Source organism: Dyella caseinilytica, from assembly GCF_016865235.1.
Lineage (GTDB): Bacteria > Pseudomonadota > Gammaproteobacteria > Xanthomonadales > Rhodanobacteraceae > Dyella_B > Dyella_B caseinilytica.
This window is the reverse complement of sequence record NZ_CP064030.1, coordinates 4,633,350-4,659,508: the sequence shown is the minus strand read 5'-3', so window position 1 is coordinate 4,659,508 and position 26,159 is coordinate 4,633,350. Positions and strand designations below refer to the sequence as shown.

General features: G+C 60.8%; 23 protein-coding genes. 17 read left to right on the top strand and 6 right to left on the bottom strand.

Annotation, left to right across the window (positions count from 1 at the left end; genetic code table 11):
* The first annotated feature begins 126 nt into the window (after positions 1-126).
* Positions 127-603 carry an Lrp/AsnC family transcriptional regulator gene (locus tag ISN74_RS20340; RefSeq protein WP_188795869.1) on the top strand — a complete coding sequence of 159 codons (477 nt, stop codon included), beginning with the start codon at positions 127-129 and terminating at the stop codon, positions 601-603.
* Between the two features lies 1 nt (position 604).
* On the opposite strand, the gene ISN74_RS20335 is transcribed toward ISN74_RS20340, so the two are convergent.
* Entirely contained in the window at positions 605-1,906 is a 1,302-nt protein-coding gene (locus ISN74_RS20335; RefSeq protein ID WP_188795867.1) for an MFS transporter, read from the bottom strand.
* Positions 1,907-1,974: 68 nt separating this feature from the next.
* On the opposite strand from ISN74_RS20335, the gene ISN74_RS20330 reads away from it, so the two are divergent.
* From ISN74_RS20330 to ISN74_RS20315, 4 genes are all read left to right on the top strand, one after another.
* Entirely contained in the window at positions 1,975-2,583 is a 609-nt protein-coding gene (locus ISN74_RS20330) for a TetR/AcrR family transcriptional regulator (protein WP_188795865.1), read from the top strand.
* Between the two features lie 159 nt (positions 2,584-2,742).
* Complete coding sequence (locus tag ISN74_RS20325) at positions 2,743-3,543, top strand: lysophospholipid acyltransferase family protein (protein WP_188795863.1); 801 nt, start codon at positions 2,743-2,745, stop codon at positions 3,541-3,543.
* 223 nt (positions 3,544-3,766) lie between these two features.
* The gene (locus tag ISN74_RS20320) at positions 3,767-4,711 is read left to right on the top strand and encodes a YheT family hydrolase (RefSeq protein ID WP_188799407.1); all 945 of its coding nucleotides are present in this window, start codon (positions 3,767-3,769) and stop codon (positions 4,709-4,711) included.
* Positions 4,712-4,848: 137 nt separating this feature from the next.
* Entirely contained in the window at positions 4,849-6,429 is a 1,581-nt protein-coding gene (locus ISN74_RS20315; RefSeq protein WP_188795861.1) for an MBL fold metallo-hydrolase, read from the top strand.
* Positions 6,430-6,456: 27 nt separating this feature from the next.
* Here ISN74_RS20315 and ISN74_RS20310 read toward each other — a convergent pair whose 3' ends face one another.
* On the bottom strand, positions 6,457-7,935 hold the full coding sequence (locus tag ISN74_RS20310; protein WP_188795858.1) for an AAA family ATPase: 1,479 nt from the start codon (positions 7,933-7,935) through the stop codon (positions 6,457-6,459).
* Between the two features lie 178 nt (positions 7,936-8,113).
* On the opposite strand from ISN74_RS20310, the gene ISN74_RS20305 reads away from it, so the two are divergent.
* The 6 genes from ISN74_RS20305 (at position 8,114) to ISN74_RS20280 (ending at position 11,450) form a co-directional block, all read left to right on the top strand.
* Positions 8,114-8,737 carry a YbhB/YbcL family Raf kinase inhibitor-like protein gene (locus ISN74_RS20305; RefSeq protein WP_188795857.1) on the top strand — a complete coding sequence of 208 codons (624 nt, stop codon included), beginning with the start codon at positions 8,114-8,116 and terminating at the stop codon, positions 8,735-8,737.
* A gap of 136 nt (positions 8,738-8,873) precedes the next feature.
* Complete coding sequence (locus ISN74_RS20300; protein ID WP_188795854.1) at positions 8,874-9,029, top strand: DUF1328 domain-containing protein; 156 nt, start codon at positions 8,874-8,876, stop codon at positions 9,027-9,029.
* A 71-nt stretch (positions 9,030-9,100) separates the two neighbouring features.
* Entirely contained in the window at positions 9,101-9,472 is a 372-nt protein-coding gene (locus ISN74_RS20295; RefSeq protein WP_188795853.1) for an ElaB/YgaM/YqjD family protein, read from the top strand.
* Positions 9,473-9,505: 33 nt separating this feature from the next.
* The gene (locus ISN74_RS20290; RefSeq protein ID WP_188795851.1) at positions 9,506-9,970 is read left to right on the top strand and encodes an ABC transporter ATP-binding protein; all 465 of its coding nucleotides are present in this window, start codon (positions 9,506-9,508) and stop codon (positions 9,968-9,970) included.
* Positions 9,967-10,278 carry a hypothetical protein gene (locus ISN74_RS20285; protein ID WP_229678894.1) on the top strand — a complete coding sequence of 104 codons (312 nt, stop codon included), beginning with the start codon at positions 9,967-9,969 and terminating at the stop codon, positions 10,276-10,278. The genes ISN74_RS20290 and ISN74_RS20285 overlap by 4 nt, the downstream gene beginning before the upstream one ends.
* Positions 10,275-11,450, top strand: a complete 1,176-nt coding sequence (locus ISN74_RS20280) for an AI-2E family transporter (RefSeq protein ID WP_188795849.1) — start codon at positions 10,275-10,277, stop codon at positions 11,448-11,450. Before ISN74_RS20285 ends, ISN74_RS20280 begins: the two co-directional genes overlap by 4 nt.
* A 174-nt stretch (positions 11,451-11,624) precedes the next feature.
* On the opposite strand, the gene ISN74_RS20275 is transcribed toward ISN74_RS20280, so the two are convergent.
* The 3 genes from ISN74_RS20275 to ISN74_RS20265 form a co-directional block, all read right to left on the bottom strand.
* Entirely contained in the window at positions 11,625-13,058 is a 1,434-nt protein-coding gene (locus ISN74_RS20275) for an efflux transporter outer membrane subunit (protein ID WP_188795847.1), read from the bottom strand.
* Between the two features lies 1 nt (position 13,059).
* On the bottom strand, positions 13,060-16,245 hold the full coding sequence (locus ISN74_RS20270) for an efflux RND transporter permease subunit (protein WP_188795845.1): 3,186 nt from the start codon (positions 16,243-16,245) through the stop codon (positions 13,060-13,062).
* 175 nt (positions 16,246-16,420) lie between these two features.
* A complete protein-coding gene (locus ISN74_RS20265; RefSeq protein ID WP_188795843.1) occupies positions 16,421-17,680 on the bottom strand; it encodes an efflux RND transporter periplasmic adaptor subunit in 1,260 nt (419 codons plus the stop codon).
* A 166-nt stretch (positions 17,681-17,846) separates the two neighbouring features.
* On the opposite strand from ISN74_RS20265, the gene ISN74_RS20260 reads away from it, so the two are divergent.
* A complete protein-coding gene (locus ISN74_RS20260; RefSeq protein WP_188795842.1) occupies positions 17,847-18,827 on the top strand; it encodes a LysR family transcriptional regulator in 981 nt (326 codons plus the stop codon).
* Between the two features lie 78 nt (positions 18,828-18,905).
* On the opposite strand, the gene ISN74_RS20255 is transcribed toward ISN74_RS20260, so the two are convergent.
* On the bottom strand, positions 18,906-19,703 hold the full coding sequence (locus tag ISN74_RS20255; protein ID WP_188795840.1) for an undecaprenyl-diphosphate phosphatase: 798 nt from the start codon (positions 19,701-19,703) through the stop codon (positions 18,906-18,908).
* A gap of 12 nt (positions 19,704-19,715) precedes the next feature.
* On the opposite strand from ISN74_RS20255, the gene ISN74_RS20250 reads away from it, so the two are divergent.
* The 5 genes from ISN74_RS20250 (at position 19,716) to ISN74_RS20230 (ending at position 26,053) form a co-directional block, all read left to right on the top strand.
* The gene (locus ISN74_RS20250) at positions 19,716-19,916 is read left to right on the top strand and encodes a hypothetical protein (RefSeq protein WP_188795838.1); all 201 of its coding nucleotides are present in this window, start codon (positions 19,716-19,718) and stop codon (positions 19,914-19,916) included.
* Between the two features lie 78 nt (positions 19,917-19,994).
* Positions 19,995-21,404, top strand: a complete 1,410-nt coding sequence (gene glnA, locus ISN74_RS20245; RefSeq protein WP_188795836.1) for a type I glutamate--ammonia ligase — start codon at positions 19,995-19,997, stop codon at positions 21,402-21,404.
* A gap of 203 nt (positions 21,405-21,607) precedes the next feature.
* Positions 21,608-23,266 carry a multicopper oxidase family protein gene (locus tag ISN74_RS20240; protein ID WP_188795834.1) on the top strand — a complete coding sequence of 553 codons (1,659 nt, stop codon included), beginning with the start codon at positions 21,608-21,610 and terminating at the stop codon, positions 23,264-23,266.
* A gap of 208 nt (positions 23,267-23,474) precedes the next feature.
* Positions 23,475-25,514: an alkaline phosphatase family protein gene (locus ISN74_RS20235; RefSeq protein ID WP_188795832.1), complete on the top strand. Its 2,040-nt coding sequence runs from the start codon at positions 23,475-23,477 to the stop codon at positions 25,512-25,514.
* Positions 25,515-25,594: 80 nt separating this feature from the next.
* Positions 25,595-26,053, top strand: a complete 459-nt coding sequence (locus ISN74_RS20230) for a hypothetical protein (RefSeq protein WP_188795830.1) — start codon at positions 25,595-25,597, stop codon at positions 26,051-26,053.
* The last annotated feature ends 106 nt before the right edge of the window (positions 26,054-26,159 follow it).

Here is a 26,159-nt window from a genome sequence, read left to right as displayed (position 1 = left end):
CTGGCCTGTAGGGCCATGGCAACAGCATAGGGCCAAGACCTCGCACGAAACTTGTTTTATTGCATGAGCCATCCCTTTGGATGCAATATTCATGCGTCAAATGGCCAGATCACCGGAGAATCATGCATGGTCGAGCTGGATCGTACCGACTTGCGCATCCTCGCCGTGCTGCAGGGCGAAGGGCGCATCACCAACGCGGAGCTGGCTGAGCGGGTCAGCCTGTCACCCTCCGCTTGCCTGCGGCGGCTGCAGCGACTGGAAGGCGAGGGCATCCTCACCGGCTATACGGCGCAATTGGATCCGGAGGCCGTCGGGCTGGGCCTGCAGGCTTTTGTGCGCGTGCAACTGACCAAACACGAGGCCGAAGCCATCGAGCGCTTTGTCCAGCACGTCAATACCTGGGACGAAGTGGTGGCCTGCTACGCGCTTACCGGCGACATGGACTACCTGATGCACATCTACGTCGCCGACCTGCAGCATTTCTCGCGTTTCCTGCTGGATCGCCTGCTTAATGCCTCGGGCGTGGCCGATGTGAATTCAAGCTTTGTGTTGCGCACGGTGAAACGTTCCGCCGCGCTCCCGCTGAGCCAACTGGAGCGTTGATTCAGGCGCTTTCGCCTGCGACCGTGAGCGATGCATTCTCATCGTTGCGCTGATCGCGGCGCTGGATGCGCAGCGCCAGAAACGCTGCCACCACGCCGGTGGCACCGGCAATCACGAACGGCGCGAGATAGCTGCCCAGCTGCACGCGCAGCACACCGGCCATGAAGGCGGCGACGGCCGCCCCGACTTGATGCCCCGCCACCACCCAGCCGAACACGATGGGTGCGTCGCGATCTCCGAACGCGTCCGTCGTCAGCCGCAGCGTGGGCGGCACCGTGGCAATCCAGTCCAGGCCGTAGAAGATGCCGAACAGCGACAAGCTGTAGAGCGAAAAATCCGAATACGGCAGATAGATCAGCGAGAGTCCCCGCAAACCGTAATAGGCGAACAGCAGCTTGCGCGGGTCGAAGCGATCGGTGAGCCAGCCCGATGCGGTCGTGCCGAACAGGTCGAACAAGCCCATCATCGCCAGTACGCCGGCGGCACGCACTTCCGGGATGCCGTGATCGCCGCACATCGCGATGAAATGCGTACCGATCAGCCCGTTGGTGGTGAAGCCGCAGACAAAGAACGTGGCGAACAACAACCAGAACACGCCGCGCTTGCTCGCGCGATGCAGTACACCCAGCGTGATCGCGAAAAGGTTGCCCGATGACGAACCGGCATCCGCGGGCTCCTCCGCCTGCGCGCCATAACGGGTCAGGCCGATATCGGCCGGGCGTTCGGGCAGCAGCCACAGCACCAGCGGCACCAGCGCCGCGCAGACGGCGGCGATGGTGAGCACCACCGATCGCCAGCCGGCGTACTCGGCGATCGCGGCAAGGCCGGGCAAGAAAATCAACGTGCCGGTAGCCGTGCTGGCGGTAAGCAGGCCCATCATCAGGCCGCGGTGCGTACTGAACCAGCGCCCCACCACCGTGGCACCCAGCACTACCGCCACGCAGCCGGTGCCGGCGCCCGAAAGTACGCCCCAGGTCAGCAGCAGATGCCAGGGACGCGTCATCAGTGCGCTGGACGCGGCAGCTGCCGTCATCACCACCAGCGCGGTGACCAGCACGTGCCGGATACCGAAGCGTTGCATCAACGCGGCGGCGAACGGCCCCATCAGCCCGTACAGCAGGATGCCGACCGCGGCGGCAGACGAAATATCGTCCCGACTCCAGCCGAACGCGCGGCCCAGCGGCAGCATCAGTACGCCGGGCGTGGCGCGCATGCCGGCCGAAGCCAACAAGGCCAGGAACACCACGGCGACCACGATGAAGGCATAGTTTTGGCCGAAGGGCCGATGGCGTTGTATAGTCATGTTACTGATCGGTACGGGTAGAGGCGCAGAGTACGTACCGGTCGGTAACATTGTCAATGGGTCTCGCTATGTCCACGCGCTCCAAAACCGCACCAGTTGTAACCACTGCCCCGGAATCGCCGCGCCGCGCGGCAGACCGCATCCGCGATACCGCTTTCGACCTGTTCTATCGCGAAGGCATCCGCGCCGTCGGTGTGGAGGAAATCGTCACTCGCGCCGGGGTCACCAAGCCCAGCTTGTATCGCGCCTACGAATCAAAAGACGAGTTGATCGCCGATTACCTGCGCGATTACGACCAACGCTTCTGCCAGCGCTTCGAGGCGCCGGCCGTTGATCACCCCGATGATCCCAAGGCGCAATTGCTCGCCTACCTGGACAGGCTCGCCGTGCGCGCCAGCGCCGATGGTTACCGTGGCTGTGGCCTGACCAACGCCGTTATCGAATATCCCGATCATGCTCACCCAGCCCACCGGGTGGCCGTGGAGAGCAAGCAGGCCCTGCGTGAACGCCTGCGCGAGATGTGCCGGGCGATGCAAGCACGCGATCCGGATGAGCTTGCCGACAGCCTGTTGCTGCTGATCGAGGGCAGTTATGTATCGGGGCAGACGTTCGGCGAAGGTGGACCGGCCCGCATGCTGGGTACCGCCGCGCGCCGATTGATTGATGCGGCCCTGTAGCGGGCGCGCGTTCTTGCGCAGAGCATGCTCAGTCACAGCTTGCGGCGCACTTACGCGGGTGTTGTTGACCTCCACGCATTCGCACGCTTAAAACACTTTGACGACTGTGCGCTCGCGTACTGCTGACGGCGGCGCATTTAACGTTAAAATGATGTACTGATGAGTATCGAAGCCGTTTCTACCCCGGACCGAGACCTGCTACGCCCGCTACGTTATCTGTGGCGCGTACCCCTGCTGCTGCTGCACGTCGTGCTCGGCATCATGCTGTGCGGGTTCGTCCTCACTTGGAACCGCCATGCGGTGATGAAGAACGGGCGCGAGCCTTTCACGCATCGCATGATCCGCGCCTGGTCCAGAGGTCTGATGCGCATCTTCGGATTGCGCTCAGTGCGCGTGGGCAAGCCGTTGCCCGATGCGGTGCTGTTTGTCGCCAATCACACCTCGTGGATCGACATCGAGCTGCTGCACAGCCAGCGTGCTGCGTGCTTTGTCGCCAAGGCCGAGATCGCCAGCTGGCCGCTGGTCGGGTGGCTGGCCGCCAGCGGCGGCACCATTTTCCATCGCCGTGGTAATAACCATTCGCTCGCCGCGGTGATGCAGGTGATGGTCGACCGCCTGCGCGAGGGCCGTTCTGTCGCCGTGTTCCCGGAAGGCGGCACAGGTCATAACGGCGTCCTGAAGGTTTTCCACGCGCGCATCTTCCAGGCCGCACTGGATGCGGAAGTGCCTGTGCAACCGGTAGCCTTGCGCTTCGCGCGCGACGGCAAGCGGCAGATCGACGCCGGTTTCCGCGACAACGAAAACTTCCTGCAGAATTTCCTGCGCATGCTCGGCGGTGCGCCGATGGATGCGGAAGTGCACTTTCTGGAACAGGTGCCGGTCAGCCAGGATGGCCGACGCCGTATGGCAGATCTAGCGCGCGAGCGCATCGCCATGGCGCTTGAGGACCGAACGGCATGACCGGAGAGTCAGTTCAACGAGCCCACACAGCGCGTGTTGCCGCTGAGCAGCCATCAGGCGTCAGCCCGCGGCATGATCTGATAGCCAGTCAGGCGCGTCACCACGCGTCATCACCTGACGACTGCCCAACAACGTGAGCCACGTGGACGCATTGAAAAGGCTCTTGCCACAGGGGCGGGATTTCCGTCCGCCCTGGCCGCTGACCAGCGGCCATATCCAGACCATGCTTTCTTCCAGCGGCGTGCGTCGCTCGCTGCTGCCGCGTAGCGCCTACAAGGTGCTTGAAGGCGCCGAGCCGGTAATGGTGGATGGCGGGGAGGGCGTCCGGCTCACCGGCGCCTACACCGCACAAAAAACACAACCCGCCTCGCGTGGTCTGGCCGTGCTGTTTCATGGCTGGGAAGGCAGCGTCGATTCCACCTACGTATTGCAAACCGGCAGCCGGCTGTTGGACGACGGTTGGGATATTTTCCGGCTCAATTTCCGCGACCATGGCGAGAGCCATTCGCTCAACGAAGCGTTGTTTCATTCCTGTCGATTGGATGAAGTCGTGCATGCCATGGGCGACATCGCTCGTCGCTGGCCATCGCGCTCACTGGCGTTGGCAGGCTTCTCGCTGGGTGGCAATTTCGCGTTGCGCGTTGCGATGAAGGCACCCGAGGCCGGCATTCCACTGAGTTATGCGCTGGCGGTGTGCCCGATCATTGATCCCAGTGAAGGCCTGTTTTCGCTGGAAGAATCGGCACCCTGGTTCTACCAGGCCTATTTCATGAACAAATGGCGCCACTCGTTGCGCGCCAAGCAGGCGGCATTTCCGCATCGCGAATATTTCGAGCTGCAGGAATTAAAACAAAATCTGCGCGGCCTGACCGAAGCATTGGTGCTGCGTCATACCGACTTTGGCTCACTGCAGGCTTATCTGGACGGCTATTCGGTAGCGGGCAGCGCGTTAGCCAATATGCAGATTCCAACCACCATTCTGACGGCGCGCGACGATCCGGTGATTCCGGTCGATGCCTTCGAAAAGCTCGAGCTGCCCAGCAACGTCGAACTGGATATCTCCCCGTACGGCGGTCATTGCGGCTTTATCCGCGGATGGGACATGACGAGCTTCTGCGACGACTATATTGCGGCACGTTTCAACGCGATCGCGCACGCCGCTGCGTAAAGCTTGCATAGGCTGCATTCTTCGAGCTGTGCCATAGGCACCCCTTACGCGTGACTTCCTGCATGCGGATGTGATGCGCGACGCGCGTAAGTTGCGCTGCATGGCCTGGGCACGCCGGGCGCGATGGGGGAATCGAAATGGAACGCCGTCTCCATGCCGTTTTACCTGCGTTACTGGCGTTGGCCGTCGCAACACCATGCCTCGCAAGCAGCGTGCCGCAGGATGGTGACATCGTGAATGGTGCCGCGCATCCCGGTTGCGAAAAGCTCAATGCCAAAGCCTGCGTCGAACAGGCCATCGCAGCGATGGGCGGCAGGGAACGGCTGGCCGACATTCACAGCGCGAGCTACGACACCATCGGGCACACGGTACTTTCGGAACAATCGTACCGGCAGCAGCCATTCATTACGTCTTATGAGCGTGACAAGGTCACGGTCGATTTCAGCGGGCAACGGCTGACACGCGATGTGCACCTGACCTGGCCGGAGGCCGATCCGCACACAGAAAGTCTGGATGTGACCCTGATTACGACACCGCAAGGCGGCGTCTATCACAGCAAACAGGGCGATTCGCCATGTTCGCTGGCGGACCTGGACGACAGCAGCGATACGTTGGGACTGGGACCAGAGCAACTCTTGCTCCATGCCGCGGTAGCGAATGATCTACATTACGCGCCGTCGCAATGGTTGCGCGCCACCCCGCATAGCGTGGTGGCGTTCACTTGGCAGGGCGCGCCTGTCAACGTGTTATTGAACGCCGACAATCATCTTCCCGATGCGCTGGAGCGTACGCGTACCTTCAAGGATTTCTGGTTTGCCTGGGGCGATGTGGATCAACGCATCTACTTCGACAACTGGCATGTCGTGCAGGGAGTGGTGTTTCCGACCAATCGCGTCGATCAACGCAATGGCGTTTGGTATGCCTCGACCCAAGTGCTCAATCCGGTTTTCAATGTCGATGTCGATGACAAGTTGTTCGCGATGGATTCAGCCGTTGCCGCCAAGAGTGCGCAATCCAAAGGATGGAACCGTGTTTTCAGCGACAAGAAGCGAGTCGAGCTGGCACCTGGCATTGAGTTATATCAAGGCGCATGGAACACCACGCTGATCAAGCAGAACGATGGTGTGTTGGTGCTGGAAGCACCCATTTCTCCGGGCTATGTGCAGGGTATTCTGGCCAAGGTCCGCAGCGAATATCCGGGCGTACCGATCAAGGGCGTGCTCAGCACCTCCGATTCCTGGCCGCATATGGCGGGTGTCAGGCAAGCAGTGGCCGAAGGTGTGCCGGTTTATGCGCTGGATCTGAATCGGTCGCTGCTGGATCGCCTTGTCGATGCGCCACATCGCTTGCAGCCGGATGATTTGCAGCAGCATCCGAAGCCGGCGCACTGGATCACTGTAAGCAACCGTTTGGAACTCGGTGAAGGCGCCAACAAGGTGGTGCTGTATCCGCTGCGTGGTGCATCGACCGAGCGCCAGTACATGGTGTATTTCCCGCAGCAACAGCTGCTTTACGCGAGCGATACGCTGGCGTTGAATGCGGACAAGTCACTCTACGATCCGGAGTTGATGTACGAAGTGGCACAGGCGGTTGCGCGCGAGCATCTGCAAGTGAAAACCGTCTATGCCATGCATGAAGGGCCGACACCGTGGGTGGAGGTGCAGCAGCAGATTGCCAAGGCGATGTCGCCAGCAGTGGAGAGCAAATCAGCAAGCTGATCGCTATGCCGGCGAGTCAGGAGGGATTCAATCGGCCGGCACGCACCGCCCATTCGCCCACGCACGCAGCGCTGCAACCTGCTCATGCATCAACACCGAAAGCGGCTTGGTAGATTGCAGCGCGTGTAACAGTGTTGCCTGATCCAGCACGCCACCATTGCCCCCGGCATCGTAAAGCGCACTAACCACAGCCTGTTCGATTTCGGCACCTGAAAAACCATCGCTGGCTTCTGCCAGCGCATTCAAGTCGAACGTATCGACATCGAGCTTGCGGCGCTTCAGGTGCATAGCAAAAATGGCGGCGCGCACTTCGGTCCTTGGCAAATCGACAAAGAAGATTTCGTCGAAGCGCCCCTTGCGCAACAGTTCCGCCGGCAACTCGTCCACGGCGTTGGCGGTAGCCACGACGAACACTTTGGATTTGCGTTCCGCCATCCAGGTCAGCAGATAGCCAAGCACGCGCCGCGACACACCGCCATCGTCGCCGCCACCGGCCAATCCCTTTTCGATCTCGTCGATCCACAGCACGCAGGGTGCCAGCACTTCGCAGCTCGCCAGCGCTTCGCGCAGGTTCTTTTCCGTTTCGCCCTGGTATTTGTCGTACAGCGAGCCAAAATCCAATCGGATCAGTGGCACGCCAAAGCCGCCGGCAATGGCCTTGGCGGCAAGGCTTTTACCGCAACCTTGCACGCCCAGCAGCAGCACGCCCTTGGGCGGATCGAGCGCGGGCGCAGGGTTCGGATCGAGAAACACCAGGCGCCGCCGCTGCACCCAGTCGCGCACATGGCTGACGCCTGCGACATCGGCAAAGCTGGCGGTCGCGTATTCGTAATGCAGCAAGCCGGAACGGTTGAGCAGATCGAATTTGGCCTGCATCAATTCTGGCAAGTCATTGGCGTTGAGCGCGCCGTCGTTGTAGATCAGTTTGCGCACGATGCGCCGTGCATCGGGCGCGGTCAGTCCCAGCAGGTTGCGCACGATGGTGCGGGCTGCCTCGTTATCGACTTCCAGGTTGCGGTTGTTTTCGCGCTGCCATGCGGCGGCCTCGCCGCGCATGATGCCGGCTAGTTCCTTGATATCCGGCAGCGACAGTGGCACCCGTGTGGCCAGTGCATCGAGTTCCTGCGGCAGTTCCACTTTCGCGCCCACCAGCACCAGCGTATGTGCGGCCGAATGTTCGCGCTGCACGATTTCGCGCATCTGCCGCTGTGACATCGCGTATTGCAGGCAGGGAAGGAAATCGAACAGCAGGTAGATGCCGCGTTGCTCGGCATCGCGAATGGCATTGAGCGTAGAGGTGGCGTCAGGCGCAATGTCCTGATCGCGCGGACCATTGAAATCAAGGCGTTCCAGGCCATCGGTCATGGTCCAACGCCAAAGCGGATAGAGCGATTGGGCAATCACATGCCGGAAGCATTCGATCACTCGCTGTTCGTCCACCGTCTCGATCACCAGCAAGGGCGTGGCAGCACGCACCAAGGTACTCAAGTCGTCAAGTTCGCTCACGCCCATGCATCCTCCCTGCGAATGCCTAACTTAGCAGAGCTGTCACGACCGGATCATGGCGATCGCGTTAAGCTCGGCGGCGACATGGGGGTGGGATTGCGTGGTGGCAAGCACTGACTTGCGTCATCTTGACCTTGCCCCAACCTCAAAGGCTTTCCCAGGCTTACCGGAGATTTTCATGCAGTTACGCAGCGACAACTTCCAGCACGGTGCACCGATTCCGTCCACATTGGCGTTCGGCAAATCCGGTAGCCCTGTCGCCCTGTCGGACAACTACAGCCCGCACCTGGCCTGGAAGGGCGCGCCGGATGGAACCCGGTCCTTCGTACTCGCCGTCATCGATACCGATGTGCCCAGCAAGCCGGATGACGTAAACAAAGAGGGCCGCACTGTGCCGGCCGATCTGCCACGTGTGGAATTCGTGCACTGGCTGATGGCGAACATTCCCGTGGAATGCGCCGAACTGGCGGAAGGCGCCTGCAGCGACGAGATCACGCCGCGCGGCAAGCAGCAGCCGTTCGGTCCGCCCGGCAGCGTGCAGGGCGTCAACGACTACACCCACTGGTTTGCCGGCGATGCCGATATGGGCGGCACCTATCTGGGTTACGACGGCCCGTGCCCGCCGTGGAACGATACGCTGGTCCATCATTACCACTTCCACATTTACGCGCTGGACACGGAAGCGTTGCCGCTGGCGCAGGGATTTACGCTCGCCCAGTTGCGTGCTGCCATGAACGGGCATGTGCTGGCAGAAGCGACGCTCACTGGCACCTACAGCCTCAATCCGGCTGTGCCAGCCTGAATGGCGTGACGCTGAACGCAACGGCGAGCCATAAAAGTTACACCGCGCAACCTTCACGCCCAGACGGCGTGTGATGTGGAACATGAGGGAACGGGGCGGCGTTTCATGACGCCCCGGTTTCACGAGGAGCGCCTTCATGTTGCATTACGCCCTGGTTTTTTTGGTTATCGCTGTCATCGCAGCCCTTCTCGGATTTACCGGCATCGCCGGTACCGCGGCCTGGATTGCCAGAGTATTGTTTGTACTGTTTCTGATCCTGGCCGTGGTCGCCTTCTTGCGGCGAGCTAGCTGAACGGCGCAGCGGCGGTTCAGCCAACGGGCCGGCAACCCGCTAAAGTGAAGACCTTGCCATCGGAGAATGTCATGAACAAAGAAGTCCAGGCACACGAGACGCCCGAGCACGACATCCACGAACGCATCGACCACGGCGCCGAGCGCATCAAGCAGGCCACATCCGAGGCCGTTGCCACCAGCAAAGAAAAGTTCTCACGCGCTGCCGACCATCTTGAGGAAGGCCTGCACCGCGCCACCGACAAGGCCGCAGGTGCTGCCAACCGCACTTCCGACAAAGTGGCCGATGCCAAAGAGCGTGGGCGCGCCGCCATGGACCAGGCGAAGGATCGCGCCGACGAATGGCTGGACGAAGTGCGCGACTACGTGCGCGAGAAACCGGTGCAGGCAGTGGCCATCGCCCTGGGCGCAGGCTGGCTGCTCGGCCGTATTCTTCGTCGCTGATAACCATGGTTTCAGCACGGAGGCGGTGAAGCGATGCATGATTCCGTGCGCGATAACGAGGCGGCCGGGCCAGCCGAGCCGCCGTCCGGGCCGGCGCCAGCCGGTCTGCTCGATGAGCTAGGCCAGATATGGCGCGCGGTGCGCCAGTTGTTCGGTGCCCAACTGAACCTGTTGGCGGCCGAGCTGGGGCTGGCCCGAGCTGCCGTTTCCTGGATGCTGGTTGCGGGTCTGGTCGCTACGGTGGCGGGCGTCGGCCTCGGCCTTACCGTGCTCGGCCTGATCGGCTTGGTGCTGGCCAAGTGGCTCAACTCCTGGATTTTCGCCTTCCTGGTGCTGGCCGTGCTCGAGGTGCTGGCGCTGTTGGGCGCGATCCTGCTCTTCCGCCGTTGCATGCATTGGATGAGCCTGCCTGCCACCCGGCAGGAATGGCGTGCGATCATGCGCGATACCCTGCAAAAGGCTGAGCAGGATATCGAGGCGGAGAAGGGGGAACCGTGACGAGCTTGTTTAAGCAGATCGAAAAAGTCCGCAAAGCGCGTGAGCGCGTGGCGATGCACCGCAATGAGCTTGCAACGCCCGCGGCAGCCCTGTTGGCCCGCGGTCATCGTCATCCGCTGACCACGGTCGGCGCTGCTGCTGGCGCGGGTTTCGTGCTTGGCAGCGTGGGTGTCGGTGCGCTGCGCGTGCCGGGCATGGCCTCGATGATCAGCACCGGCATCGCCGATATCGTGGCGCACGGCACCCGTCTGATCGCCGAATTGGGCATGGACGATAGCGACAACGATCAAGATAGCGACGACACATGACCGGCATCGAGCCCACGGCATTGCAAAGCAATGCGCCCGTGGCCGGAGCATCGCAAGGAACAGCGCCAGCTCCGGCTGCTGTGCTTACTCCCAAGCAGATCAAACAGGCGACGCAGGGCGTCTATCGCCTGCGCTGGAACTTGCGCGCGATCCGCATGACGCTCAACGCGATGCTGATCCTCGCCCTGCTTTACACCGTCACTCTGGTCAAGGCGTTGGTGATTCCGTTGGTGCTGGCGGCGTTCATCGGGTTGGCGCTGAACCCGATCGTCGCCCGTGGCACGCGCCATCGCATCCCACGCTGGCTCGGTGCGAGCGTGCTGATGATCACCCTGATCGCAGCCATCGTCGCGGGTATCAGCATGCTCGCCGAGCCTGCCACCACTTGGTTGCACACCGCGCCGTCGACCATTCGCAGCTTCATTCCCAAGCTGGAACACATTACCCGGCCACTCGAAGCGGCGGGACGTGCGACGCAGACGTTGGTGAATGGCCATCCCACACGTCCGGACGCCGGACAAAATCCCAGCGATGTAGCGTTCAGTGTGTGGGACGTGTTGGCCAATGCGCCGAAAGTGCTGGCTGCGGTGCTGACGGTGCTGCTGCTGGTTTACTTCTTTCTCGTCTACGGCGACCTGATTCTGCGGCGTCTGGTCGAAATTGCGCCGAGCTTTGGTTACAAGCGCCATGCCGTGACCATCGTGCGCGGCATTCAGACTGAAGTATCGCGTTATATCCTCACCACCGTGGTGATCAACGCATCGCTCGGCCTGGCCACCGCCGGCATGTTGTTCATGCTGCACATGCCCGATCCGTTGTTATGGGGAACGGTGGCGATGTTCGCCAATTTCATTCCCTACGTCGGCGCCATTGTCACCACCACGACACTGCTGCTGGTGGGACTGGTGCATTTCGACGACGTCGCGCACGCATTGCTGCCGGCGTTCTGCTTTGCCTGCATGACCGCGTTCGAGGGCAATTTGATCGCGCCGATGATTTTGGGACGGCGCATGCGCGTCAGCCCGATCGCGATCCTGATCTGGCTGTTGATCTGGGGTTGGCTGTGGGGCGTGCCCGGTGCGTTACTTGCGGTGCCGATGCTGACCAGCTTCAAACTGATCGCCGAGCGCGTGCGCGGCTGGGAGTGGTTCGCACGGATGGTGCAGCGCTGACGCTGATGACGTGCTGGTTGTTCGGTGTATGCACGCTAGCCGGGACATTCAGCGCTCCCGATGCGTCGTCCCGGCGAAGGCCGGAACCCAGTGACTTTGAAGATCGACAAGTCGCTGGATCCCGGTGTTCGACGGGATGACGGTGAAGCAAGATTCAAAATTTATCTGAAACACTTACGGGACTTGCGCCACCTGCGAACAACTCGCATCACCACAGGCTTGCCAACCACCGCCAAGCGCCTTGTACAACGACACAGCGCGCGTATCGATCGCTGTCTCGGACTGCGCCAGATCATCCTCCGCAGCCAGCTGTACACGTTCGGCATCCAGCAGTTCCAGATAGCCGGTCGCGCCTTCCTGATAACGGATGCGTGCCAGATCCGCGGCCCGCTTGCTTTGCTCGCTCTGTGCAATCAATTGCTCGACGCGCGCATGTTCGGCGTTGTAGCCCACCACGGCGTTATCGACATCCTCGATCGCCTGCAACACGGTCTGTTGGTAGTTCGCCTCGGCTTCATCAGCGCGTGCTTCGCTGACATGCAGGTTGGAGCGCACACGTTCGACGTTCAAGCCATTCCAGGTAATGCTGGGGCCGAACGAAAAAGCACGCGAAGCAGGACCGCCAAAGTCGTTGCTGCGACCCGCGAGGAAACCGACAAAACCGCCGAGCGAGATATGCGGGAAGAAATCTGCCTTGGCGACGCCGATGCGCGCGGTAGCGGCGGCGTATTGACGCTCGGCGATACGCACATCCGGACGGCGTGAAAGCACGTCACCGTCATCGCCCATCGGCAACACCGTAGCGATCGGCTTGAACGTCGCCGGTGATACGTCGACATCCAGTTCGCCGGGCCGCTCGCCGAGCAGCACCGCCAGCCGATATTCGTACGCATGAGCTTGTGTGTCGAGCACCGGCAATTGTGCTTTCGCTGCATTCAGCTGCGCGCTGGCGCTGGCGACATCCTGATCGGATGCCGTACCGATCTGTGCACGCGCCTGGATCAGCTTCAGCGTATCGGCCTGGTTATCGATGTTGCGCTGAGCAATGGCCAACCGTTGCTGGGCACCGCGCAGTTCAAAGTAATTGCGCGCGACTTCGGCAAACAGGCTGACTTGCGCATCCTGCAACGACGCTTGGCTGGCACCGACATCGGCACGCGCTGCTTCCACGGAACGGCGCACGCCGCCGAACAGATCCAGCTCCCAAGAAGCGTCGAAGCCAGCCTGGTAGGTATCGATCGGTATGCGTCCGGTGGTGAATCCAGGGTCTTGTTCCAGCGCACGGGTATAGGAAACACCGGGAGTGATGGTCGGGATCTGGTTCGACTTGGCGCTGCCGAGCAAGCCGCGCGATTCCTTGAGGCGCGCCTCGGCGATGCGCAGATCCAGACTGCCCTTCGCTGCGCGCTGGATCAGCGTATCGAGCACGGGATCATTGAACTGCTTCCACCAGGTTGCCTGGAACTGCGCGGCGCTTTCACGCGCCACGTCGATGCCCTGCACTTTTGCAGATGGAGTGTTCGGTGTCTTGTAATCCGGCCCCACGCTGGCGCATCCGGCCAGCGCGAGTGCTGCATACAGCGCGGTATTACGGATAAAACGTGTCATCTCAATGGCCCTCCAAAGCGGGCGTAATCGATGTGTGCTGCTTCTTGCGTGCTTCGCGGCGTTCGACGACGGCGCGGATCAGCACGTAGAACAGCGGGGTATAGATCAAGCCGAAGATGGTCACGCCGAGCATGCCGGAGAACACCGCAACGCCCATCGCATGACGCATTTCCGCGCCCGCGCCGTGCGAGGTAACCAGCGGCACGACACCCATGATGAAAGCGATCGACGTCATCAGGATCGGGCGAAGACGCAGGCGAGCTGCTTCCAGCACCGCATCGTGGCGGCTCATGCCTTCATGCTGGCGTTCGCGGGCAAACTCGACGATCAGGATCGCGTTCTTGCACGCAAGTCCAACCAGCACGATCAAACCGATCTGGGTGAAGATGTTGTTGTCGCCACCCGACAGCCACACACCGGCGATCGCGGACAGCAAGACCATCGGCACGATCAGGATCACCGCCAGCGGCAGCGACCAGCTTTCGTACAGCGACGACAGCACCAGGAACACCAGCAGCACGCACAACGGGAATACAAGAATGGCGGTGTTGCCAGCAAGGATCTGCTGATAGGTCAGCTCGGTCCACTCATAGCTCATGCCGTTCGGCAGATTGTCTTGCGCCAGCTTCTCCATCGCTGCCTGTGCCTGGCCGGAACTGAAACCCGGTGCGGGGCCGCCATTGATTTCCGCGGTGACATAGCCGTTGTAATGCATCACACGTTCAAGACCCGCGGTCTTATGCACCGTGACGAAAGAACCCAGCGGAACCATGTCGCCCTGCGCATTGCGCGTCTTGAGCTGAAGGATGTCTTGCGGCTCATGACGGTAGCTGGAATCGGCCGAGACGTTCACCTGATAGATGCGACCAAAACGGTTGAAATCGTTGACGTACAGCGAGCCGAGATAGCTTTGCAGGGTGTCGTCGACATCGGCCAGATCCACGCCTTCGGCTTTCGCCTTTTCGCGATCCACGTTGGCGTCCACCTGCGGCACGCTTACCTCATAGCTGGAAAATAGCCCAGCCAACGCCGGCACTTTTTGGCTCTGCGCGATCAGGTTCTGCGTCTGCTTGTACAACTCATCGAAACCAAGCTGACCACGGTCCTCGATCTGGATGCGGAAACCACCGATCGTGCCAAGGCCTTGGACCGGCGGTGGCGGGAACGTCGCGATGTAGGCGTCCTGGATATTCGAGAACTGCTTGTCCAACGCTGCGGCAATTGCGCCCGCCGACAGGGAAGGATCGCGCCGTTCCTCAAACGGTTTGAGCGTTTCGAACACAATGCCTGCATTGGTACTGTTGGTGAAGCCATTGATCGACAGACCGGGGAAGGCCACAGCGCTCTGCACGCCCGGCTGTTTCAGCGCGATCTCGGACATGCGCTTGATGACATCTTCCGTGCGATCAAGCGACGAGGCATCCGGCAACTGCGCGAACGACACCAGGTACTGTTTGTCCTGTGCCGGCACGAAGCCCATCGGCACGTGCGAGAAGCCTACCCACGTCATAAAGATCAGACCGCCATAGATCACCAGCGCAACCGGACCCTTGCCCACGATGCGATGCACGGCGCCGACATAACGTTCAGAGCCGAAATGGAACAGCTTGTTGAACGGACGGAACAGCCATCCGAAAGCCTTCTCGATCAGGATCGAGAGACGGTCCTTCGGTGCGTCATGACCTTTCAGCAGTACAGCAGCGAGCGCCGGACTCAGGCTCAACGAGTTGAAGGCGGAGATCACCGTGGAGATCGCGATGGTCAGCGCGAACTGGCGATAGAACTCGCCGGTCAAACCACTGATGAACGCGGTCGGCACGAACACCGCACACAGCACCAGGGCCGTAGCGATGATGGGGCCGGTCACTTCGTTCATGGCGCGTCGCGTTGCTTCACGCGGCGTGTAGCCAAGTTCGATATTACGCTCGACGTTCTCCACCACCACGATGGCGTCGTCCACCACGATACCGATTGCCAGCACCAGGCCGAACAGCGATAGCGCGTTGAGCGAGAAGCCCACCACGTACATCACGGCGAACGTACCGATCAACGACACCGGCACGGCCACCAACGGAATCACTGACGCGCGCCACGTCTGCAGGAACAGAATCACCACCAGCACAACCAGCAGGATGGCTTCCAGCAGTGTATGCGCCACCGCTTCGATCGAGCCGCGCACGAAGACGGTCGGGTCGTACACGATGTGGTATTCGATTCCCTGGGGGAATTCCTTGCTCAGCTCCGCCATCGTGGCGCGCACTTCGTTGGAAATCTGAATCGCGTTGGAGCCCGGGCGTGCAAAGATCGGAATCGCCACCGCCGGCTGGTTGTCCAGCAAGCTGCGCAGCGCGTACTGATCGGAACCCAGTTCGACGCGTGCAACGTCACGCAGATGCACCACGCTGCCATCCGAATCGGTGCGTACGATGATGTTGCCGAACTCTTCCGTCGTGCTCAGGCGGCCCTGCGTGTGGATATTGAGCTGGAAGTCGGTATTGCCCGGCACCGGTGGCGCATTCAGCGCACCCGCCGCCACGGCGACGTTTTGTTCCTGGATCGCGTGAACAACGTCACTGGTGGTCATGTGACGTTGGGCGAGTCGGTCGGGATTCAACCACACGCGCATGCTGTATTCACCAGCACCGAACAGCTGCACGTCACCCACGCCATCGAGACGAGCGAGGATGTCCTTGATGTGCAGGCGCGCGTAGTTCGACAGATAAAGCATGTCGTAACGCTTATCCGGCGAGGTCAGGTGCACCACCATGGTCAGGTCGGGAGAACTTTTCTGCGTGGTCACACCCAGGCGCTGCACTTCTTCCGGCAGACGGGGCAGGGCTTGCGACACGCGATTCTGTACTTCCACCTGCGCGTTGTTGAGATCGGTGCCCAGCGCGAAGGTGACGGTCAAGGTCATCTGGCCGTCGCTGGTTGCCTGCGAAGACGAATACTGCATGCCTTCGACGCCGTTGATCTGTTCTTCCAGCGGCGTGGCGACGGTTTCGCCGATCACTTCAGGGCTGGCGCCGGGATAGTTGGCGCGCACCACCACGGTGGGCGGCACGACTTCGGGATATTCGCTGATCGGTAGCTTGAACACCGCGATGCTGCCCGCGATCACCAGGATCAGCGAAAGCACGGCGGCCATGATCGGCCGGTCGACGAAAAACTGTGCAATGTTTTTCATGGATGTTTTCTCATTCTTGCCGTAAAGCCTCCCTCTCCCCTCGGGGGAGAGGGTTGGGGTGAGGGCTCGCTCGTGCGGAGAAGCTCAATATTTCCGCGATGCTTCTTTGAAGTTCATCGCGAGGCGGGCCCCCACCTCGGTCCTCTCTCCGAAGAGGAGAGAGGAAGAAGGGCGCTCAGCCTTGCGGGCGCTTCTGCGTTGTGCGGTTATCTGCCTGCGCGGTACGCGTATCGTCACCATCAGGATTCGTCGCCGCCGCATCGACCAGCGCCTTGTCCTGCACATCAAGGCGGTAATCCATCGCGACTTGCTGCGGCGTCACTTCCACGCCGGGACGTACGTGCTGCAAGCCGTTGACCACGACGACATCACCGCCGTTGAGCCCGTCATCGATCACGCGCAGACCATGGAACAGCGGGCCGGTGTCGACCTTGCGGTACTGCACCTTGTGCTGCCCGTCGACCACGTAGACGAACTGATTGCCCAGATCGGTGCCGACAGCACGGTCATCGATCAGCACGCGTGGACGCGGCTGGCCGCTCTGCAGGCGCACGTGCGCATACAGTCCTGGTGTCAGCAGGCCGTCTTCTTCGTCAAACACGGCGCGCAGACGCATCGTGCCGGAGTTCGGGCGCAACTGGTTGTCGACGAAGTCGATGCGGCCCTCGTGCGGATAGCCTTGTTCATCGGCCAATCCCATGGTCGCTTCGATGCGTGCGTTGCGGCCGTTCCTGGTGGCATCGCGGCGCAGGCGATCGAGCTTCAGCCACGTCTGCTCGTCCACGTCGAAGTACACGTAGATCGGGTTGACCGATACCACGCTGGTCAGCACATCCGAACTGGTGACCAGGTTGCCCGGCATGATGTGGGCATTGCTGACCCGGCCGTCGATCGGCGCGCGCACCTGGGTCCAGTCGAGGTTGAGCTTGGCGGTGGCGAGTGCTGCCGTGGCCGCCGCCAGCGTGGCGGTGGCGCTTTGCTCGCTGGTGCTCATGCTGTCGGCGTCTTCTTGCGAAATTGCATGCTGGGCAAGCAGACGTTTGGCACGGGCGGCGTTGGCCTGGGCCAGACCCAACTGGGCCTGCGCCTGGGCGCGATTGGCAGTCAGCCGATCCACCTCGGCCTGGAACGGGCGCGGGTCGATACGGAACAGCACATCGCCCTGATGCACCTCGGCCCCTTCCTTAAACAGCACGGCGTCCACATATCCGCCTACGCGGGGGCGTACATCAACGGTATCAACGGCCTGAAGCTGGCCGGTGAAATCGGCGCTGTCGCTGACCGGCCGGACCATCGCCGGAGCCACGGTGACTTCGGGTGGACCGCCGCCGCCGGGACCGGCGCCCTGGGCCTGGGCGCTGTGGTGGCTTAGTAATACCCAACTACCGGCGATCGCAGCTACGAGCACACCGGCCAGAATGGTCTTCTTCAACATCTTTATCGCTCCCTGGAAATAGTCGTGCCGCAATGCAGCAACGATGGGGAAACGAATAATGGGTATACCGTACAGTTTAGAAAATCCGTTTCTTGCGCAACCCACTCGTGACTCGTAGTCACGAATGGGTGCACAATAATGATGACTACTTGCTTTGGACCTAGCTATGGAAGACTTTTCCGCTATTTCTGCCTTCGTCCGGGTGGTAGAGGCGAAAAGTTTTGCCTCCGCTGCCGCGCAGCTGGGCATGACTCCCTCGGGCGTTAGCCGCGCTGTCTCCCGCCTAGAGGAGCATCTGGGCGTGCGACTGCTGTTTCGCTCTACCCGCGCCCTGCGTTTAACCGACGATGGCGCCTCGTTCTATACACGTTGCAAGGAGATCCTTGCCGATCTCACCGAAGCGACCGAGGCGCTGGGCTACTCCCATCGCAAGCCAACGGGCAAGCTGCGGGTGGGGATGTCGGTGTCGGTGGGGCGGGCGGCGATCATCCCTCTGCTCTCCGAATTCGAGAAACGCTATCCGGACATTCGTCTGGAGTTGATGATGTGCGACTACCCCTATGACCTGAATGAGGAGGGGGTGGATTGCGCCATTCGCATGGGCGAGCTGGAAGATTCCAGCCTGATCGCCCGCAAGATCGGCTATTTCCGCAATGTGCTGCTGGCCTCGCCCGAGTACCTGCAGAAGTATGGTGCGCCGAGCAGTCTTGATGACCTGAAGAACCACCGCTGCATCAACTACGTCTACCCCAACGGGCGTCCGCGTCAGTGGCAGTTCGATACCTCGAGCGGCCGCATCGAAGTGGACGTCAACGCGCACATGCTGATCAATGACGGTGAATCGGTCATCCAGGCAGCCGTCGCCGGCTTGGGAATCATCCAGGCGCCGCACGTGCTGGCGGCATGCATGCTGGATCTGGGCAAGCTGGAACCGGTGATGACCGATACCGTGTCCACGGGCAAGAACGTGTGGATCGTCTACCCGCAGAAGAAGCATCTGTCGGCGCGCGTGCAGGCGTTTATCGAATGGTCGCGCGAGCTGTTCGAGCGGCCGTTCGAATCGGTATGCCAGATGGCGCCCGCGCCAGTGGTTGATGCGTTGCGGCCGGTGCGTGAATTGCCGGCACCCCAGCGCAGAACGCAATGACATCGAACCTGCTTTTTCTCCTGCCTGACAGGAGAGAAAGTAGGTTCATGCGCGATGGAGTCGCGCGTTTGCGCATCATCACGCGCCCGCTGGCATCAGCAGTAACAGCGCAGCGCCCAACGCAATGCGATAGACCGCAAACCACGTGAAGCGGTGCGTGCGGATGTAGCCAAGCAACCACTTCACCGCGACAAAAGCGACGATCAGCGACACCACGAAGCCGACGATCAACGCTGTCCAGTCTTCATGCGCAGCGTCGCCGCCCTTCAAAACTTTCAGCAGTTCGTAGCCGGTGGCGGCATACATGGTCGGTATGCCCACCAGGAATGAAAACTCCGTTGCAGCAGAACGGTTGCTGGTACCGGCCAGCATCGCCGTAAAAATCGTGGCGCCCGAACGCGAGGTGCCGGGAAACACGCCCGCGACGATCTGCGCAATACCGACCAGAATCGCCACGCGCCAGGTCACCTCTTTGCGATCGACCTGCCGGGCAGCGATAGCTTCAGCGCCCAGAATCCAGAATCCGCCGATCACCAACGCCCAGGCAATCGGTGTCACCGTTTCGGGTAGCTTGAAGCCGAAGTGCGTCACGATGAAGCCGAGTACGCATGTCATAAGGAAAGCCACCGTCAGCTTGGACAGATAGCTGCGATTGGCTTGGTCTTGCCATTGCGTCAGTAGTTGCCAGATGCGTTGCCGGTAGATCAGCGTAATCGCCAGGATGGCGCCGGCCTGAATGCCGACGTTGAACAGATCCGAGCGCGCGCCCAGTCCAACGTTCTCGGCGATCAGCAGATGGCCGGTACTGGAGACGGGCAGGAATTCGGTAATACCCTCGATGATGCCGAGCAGGATGACGTTGATCAGGTCGTGCACGCGGAAGGCTCCATGGCAAACGGGCGGCGCGGTCAGGCAACCGACATCAAATGGCATAGCTTAGGCGGAATGATGATGGGCGACTTTCGTATCACGCCCGGATTTCTGTCGGCACGGCCGTCATTCTTTTTTGCACCATTTTGGTTCAAATTACTTGATCATTTGGTGCAAAAGGGGCTTGCCAATCTGCCAGGTTTGCATTCAAATAATTGATGCACAGGGTTTTTCACAGTTGGTACGGTGTTTGCTCTAAAGCACGCGCGATCCCCTTTAACGACTCGAGGTTTCACCATGTCCGCCAAGAAAGTTCTCGACCTGATCCAGGAACATGAGGTCGAGTTCGTCGACCTGCGCTTCGCCGACATGCTCGGCAAGCACCACCACGTGACCTTCCCGGCCCACGCCATCGATGAGTCGACCTTCGAGGACGGCAAGATGTTCGATGGTTCCTCGATCGCCGGTTGGAAGGGCATTAATGAGTCGGACATGGTGCTGCTGCCCGATCCGAATACCGCCTATCTCGATCCGTTCAGCGGTCACACCCAGCTGGTTCTGCATTGCGACGTGCTGGAGCCCAGCACCATGCAGGCCTACGGCCGCGATCCGCGCTCGATTGCCAAGCGCGCCGAGGCGTTCCTGAAGTCCACCGGTGTGGCCGACACCGCCTTCTTCGGTCCGGAGCCGGAATTCTTCATCTTCGATTCCGTGCGCTGGCAGAACGACATGGGCCGCGTGTTCTATGAAATCGAATCGCAGGAAGCCGCGTGGAGTTCGCGCTTCAAGTACGACGAAGGCAACAGCGGCCATCGTCCGGGTGTGAAGGGTGGTTACTTCCCCGTCAGTCCGGTCGATTCGCTGAACGATCTGCGCGCCGACATGTGCAAAGTGCTCGAATCGCTGGGCCAGGTGGTGGAAGTGCATCACCACGAAGTGGCCAATGCGGGTCAGTGCGAAATCGGCGTCAAGTTCAACACGCTGGTGCAGAAGGCCGATGAGTTGATGACGATGAAGTACGTCATCAAGAACGTCGCCCACCAGAACGGCAAGACCGTCACCTTCATGCCCAAGCCGATCGTTGGCGACAACGGCAGCGGCATGCACGTGCACCAGTCGCTGGCGAAGGACGGCAAGAACCTGTTCTCCGGCGATCTTTACGGTGGTCTGTCGCAGACCGCGCTGTGGTACATCGGCGGCATCTTCAAGCACGCCAAGGCCATCAACGCCTTCGCCAACTCCACCACCAACAGCTACAAGCGTCTGGTGCCGGGCTTCGAAGCGCCGGTGATGCTGGCCTACTCCGCGCGCAACCGTTCGGCGAGCTGCCGCATTCCGTTCGTGTCGAACCCGAAGGGTCGCCGTATCGAAGTGCGCTTCCCCGATCCGATGCAGTCGGGTTACCTCACCTTCACCGCACTGATGATGGCCGGCCTCGACGGCATCCTCAACAAGATCGACCCGGGTGCGCCGGCCGACAAGGATCTCTACGATCTGCCGCCGGAAGAAGAGAAGAACATCCCGCAAGTGTGCTCCAGCCTCGACGCTGCGCTGGAAGCGCTGGACAAGGATCGCGACTTCCTCAAGGCCGGTGGCGTGTTCACCGACGACTTCATCGATGCCTACATCGAACTGAAGATGCAGGAAGTGACGCGTTATCGCGCCAGCACACATCCGCTGGAATTCCAGATGTACTACGCGATCTGATCGCGCCGTCATCGTGAATGGCATGACAACGGGCGCCGTGGCGCCCGTTGTTGTTTGCGTGAATCACGTAGCTGTTGCCACATTTCTGTCATCCTGGCTGCTTAGGGTGCGGGAATGACTCACTCCTATGACGCCAGCGGGCAGTTGGCTGCCTGCCACTGCATCTTTGTGGCTGTGCTCCACGACAGCAAAGCAGGACAGACATGACCATCAGTCGACGCGGATTCCTGCGCGGGGCCAGTGGCTTGATCGGCGTCTCTGCGTTTGCCGATATCTGGCGCCAAGCCAATGCGTTCACGCCGCCGCCGATGAGCATGCCGATGGCGCAACGCACCTCGGCAGCGATGCTGGCGGCGCCGAAGGTGCCCTTGATCAACCCCACATCGCTGGCGCGTTTCGTCGATCCCTTGCCGATACCGACCATTGCCCGCGTGGCGGGACAACGTGCGCATGCGTCGTATCCAGGTCAGCAACTGCCTTACTACCGCATGGAAATGCGTGCCTTCAAAGCGCGTTTGCATCGCGATGTGCCGCCCACGCCGTTGTGGGGTTACGACGGACAGTTTCCGGGACCGACATTTGAAACGCGCCGCGGCGAGCCGCTGCTGATCGAATGGGCGAACGCTTTGCCCACGCAACACTTTCTGCCGATCGATCACACCATTCACGGCGCCGGAAAAGACCAACCGGAAGTGCGCGCGGTGACGCATGTGCATGGCGCACGCGTACCGGCTGATGCGGATGGCTATCCGGAAGACTGGTACGTGCCGGGCCGCTCGGCGCTTTATCACTATCCCAACGGTCAGGATGCCGCCACGCTCTGGTACCACGATCATGCGATGGGTATTACGCGCTTGAACATCTACGCCGGGCTGGTAGGTGCTTTCATCGTGCGCGATGCGGAAGAGCAGAAGCTGGGCCTGCCATCGGGCGACCACGATATCCCGCTGATCCTTTGCGATCGCCTGTTGGCGCAGGATGGCCAGCTGTATTACCCGGTTTCCGACGATCCTTCCGCGCCGTGGGTCATGCAGTGCAACGGCAATATACCGCTGTGCAACGGCAAGATCTTTCCGTATTTCGAGGTGGAGCCGCAACGTTACCGTTTGCGTCTCATCAACGTGGCCAACACCAGTTTCTTTGATCTCACGCTGTCGCACGATCAGGCATTCATGCAGATCGCCAGCGATCAGGGATTGTTGAGCAAACCGCTTGAGCGTGCGCGTATCGAGCTGTATCCCGCGGAACGCGCCGATGTGGTTGTCGATTTTTCGAGCTTGGCCGGCAAGACGGTTCAGCTGCGCCACCAGTCGCAAGGCATTCTGGAATTTCGTGTGCGCAGTAGCAGTCAGCGTGATACGTCGGTATTGCCTGCTGCGCTGCGTGACGTGCCGCGCATCGATCCGGCCAGCGCCGTGCGCCACCGCGTAATGACGCTGAACGAAATCGATGATGCCAACGGCAACGCGATGCAGATGTTGCTCGATGGCAAGCGCTGGTCCGATCCGATCAGCGAAAATCCCCGCCAGAACAGCACTGAAACCTGGAGCTTCGTCAATCTCACCGGCGACGCGCATCCGATCCACCTGCATCTGGTGCGTTTCCAGTTGCTGGATCGCCGACCGTTCGACTTGTTCGCATGGAATGCGCGTCGCGAGCTGATTTTCACCGGACCTGCGCAGTCACCAGAACCGCATGAAATGGGCTGGAAGGATACGGTGCGTGCTGATCCGGGCATGGTCACGCGCATCGCCATGCGCTTTGAAGGCGAACCCGGCCGCTACGTGTGGCATTGCCATTTCCTTGAGCACGAAGACAACGAAATGATGCGGCCGTACGAGGTCTTGCCGGCGCATTCGTGAACGTTGCGTCAAAATGAAGTGTGCGATGTCACATTTGTCGCGCCATTGTCATGAGGCACCGATCAAGTGTCGTGGACCTGCCAACGTTACGTCATCTAAGCGGCGCAGACTTTTCTGCGGTTCGTGAGGGGCTCACGCGCGCGAACTGTAATCAGGGGGATTACTTCGATTGCGGGCTTTCGCAGAACGCCAGCAGGAGACACCAGTCATGCCTACGAAGTTTGGCCGTACCCGGTTGAAACCTTTCATGTTGTGCGCGCTCGCGACCGGCATTGTCGGTATCGCCAATGCGCAAACCAACCAGCAGCTCGATAACGACGCGCGCCTCACCAGCGCACCTAACGCCTCGGCAGCCACCAATGGCCAGCCGGGCGGCATCGTGACGCTCTACAACCCGAACAACGGCCAGGACGCCAGCAATCGCACGCGCACGCCGATCAAGCATGTCATTTTGCTGATCGGTGAAAACCGCACCTTCGATCACGTGTTCGCTACCTACACGCCACCGGCCGGACAGAAGGTGGAGAATCTGCTCTCCGAAGGCATCGTCAATGCCGACGGCACGCCTGGCCCGAATGTGGCCAAGGCCGAGCAGTGGCAAGCCAACCAGGCTGGTAACTATTCGAATTCGCCCACGCACACCAGCGCCTACAGCAACCTGCCGCAGATGAATACCGGCAGCGCACCGACCCAGCCCTATCTCGCTTCCGCCGCGCAAGCCGAGGCGATCGAGCCGGCGCTGCCGAGCGCTGACTACGTTGAACTCGCCGAAGGCGGCACCGGATTGCCGAATGACGTGGTCGATACGCGCTTCCCGGCCACGCTGGCGAACGCGCCGGTCAGCATGCATGCGTCGATCAGCTACAACGACTACGCCAACAGCCCGGTGCATCGCTTCTTCCAGATGTGGCAGCAGCTCGATTGCAGCGTCGCCAATGCCACCGCGAAGAATCCCAGCGGTTGCCGCGCTGACCTGTTCCCCTGGGTGGAAGTCACCATGGGCGCCGGTAACAACGGTGTGACCCAGCCGGCTGGCTTCACGGATGAAAGCACGGGTGAAGGTTCCACCTCGATGCAGTTCCTCAACATGGCCCAGGGCGATGCGCCGTACTTGAAGCAGCTGGCCGAGCAGTATGCGTTGAGCGATAACTTCCACCAGTCAGTGATGGGCGGTACGGGTGCCAACCACATCATGCTGGGCTTCGGTGACGCCATCTATTACGCCGATGCAAACGGTAATCCGGCCGTACCGCCGACCAACCAAATCGAAAACCCGAACTCGCAGAGCGGCACCAACAACTGGTGGGTGCAGGATGGCTACAGCGGTGGTTCTTATGTGAATTGCGCAGACGACACCCAGCCGGGCGTCGGCGCAGTGCGCAGCTACCTGAAGACCCTGCCGTATCACACCTTCCGCGGCACCGACTGCAAGCCGGGCGCTTACTACCTGGTCAACAACTACAACCCGGGCTATCTGGGTACCGGTGAAGCAGCTCCGCTGGGTGCGGATCAATACACTGTTCCACCGACCAAACAGCAGAACCTAGCGCTGTTGCTGACGCGCCATCACGTCAGCTGGAAGTACTACGGCGAAGGTTGGGCAAGCGGCACGGAATCCGGTGAAGCTGGCACGTTCTGCAACATTTGCGACCCGTTCCTGTACTCCACGCAGGTCATGACCAACCCGACCCTGCGTGCGAACAACCAGGACATCAACAACCTCTACAGCGACATCCAGAACGGCACTCTGCCGGCGGTAGCCATCGCCAAACCGGACGGACTGCTGGACGGTCACCCCGCTTCGTCGAAGCTGGAACTGTATGAAGGCTATGTGCAGAAGATCGTGCAGATGGTGCAAGCCAACCCGACCTTGTGGAACAACACCGCCATCATGATCACCTTCGATGAAGGTGGTGGTTACTACGATTCCGGTTACGTGCAGCCGATCGACTTCTTCGGCGACGGCACACGCATCCCGCTGCTCGTGGTTTCCAAGTACTCCACCGGTGGCCGCGTCGTGCACACCTACTTCGACCATGTGTCGTTCGACAAATTCGTCGAAGCCAACTGGGGCATCAACCAGACGATCTCGGGCCGCAGCCGCGACAACCTGCCTAACCCGATTCAATTCCCCAACAATCCGTATGTACCGGTCAATGCGCCGGCCATCGGTGACCTGATGGATATGTTCGACTTCCGTCGTGGTTGGGAAGCTAACAACGGTAGCGTTGCCGCAACACAGAACTGAGTATCCTGCTGCACATACCCCGCCCGCCGCGTGCGGGCGGGGTATGTTTTTCTGTTACTGCTGAACTGGAAAACCCTACGATGAGCTTGTTTGCGCGATCCGTCAGTCACTTCAGCCGCTGGTCCAATCCCGTCGCCGCCCTGTTGCTGCTTGGTGCTTCCAGCACGATCAGCCCCGGTGCACACGCCGATCCGGGCGATTTTCAGAGCATGCCCGGTCTGTGGAAGATCACCCTGCACACCGTGAAGGATGGTCACATCGGGGAAGGGCTGGTGAAGTGGAAATGCCTCTATGACGGTGGCGATCCGTGGCAAACCTTCGTGGACGTGATGGCGCCAGATGCCAGCTGTCAGCGCAGCAGCGAGCATCGCACCAGTACCGCGCTGGCGTGGAATATCAGTTGTGGCGCGCAGACAGGCCACGGTCGCATCACGCTCGATTCACCGCAGCACTACACCGGAAATGTCGTGTTGAATGAACACGATGTCCTGCAGGTCGAGGGCAAGCGTTACGCTGCTTGCACGGGTCCGAGCGATTGATGCCTTGATGTTTAGGCGCCGCTAAGACCTGCTTCGCAGTGGCTCAGGTTTGTCCGCAAACGCAACAACGCATAGGCATCGTCCCGGCCTGCACCGGGACGACAGG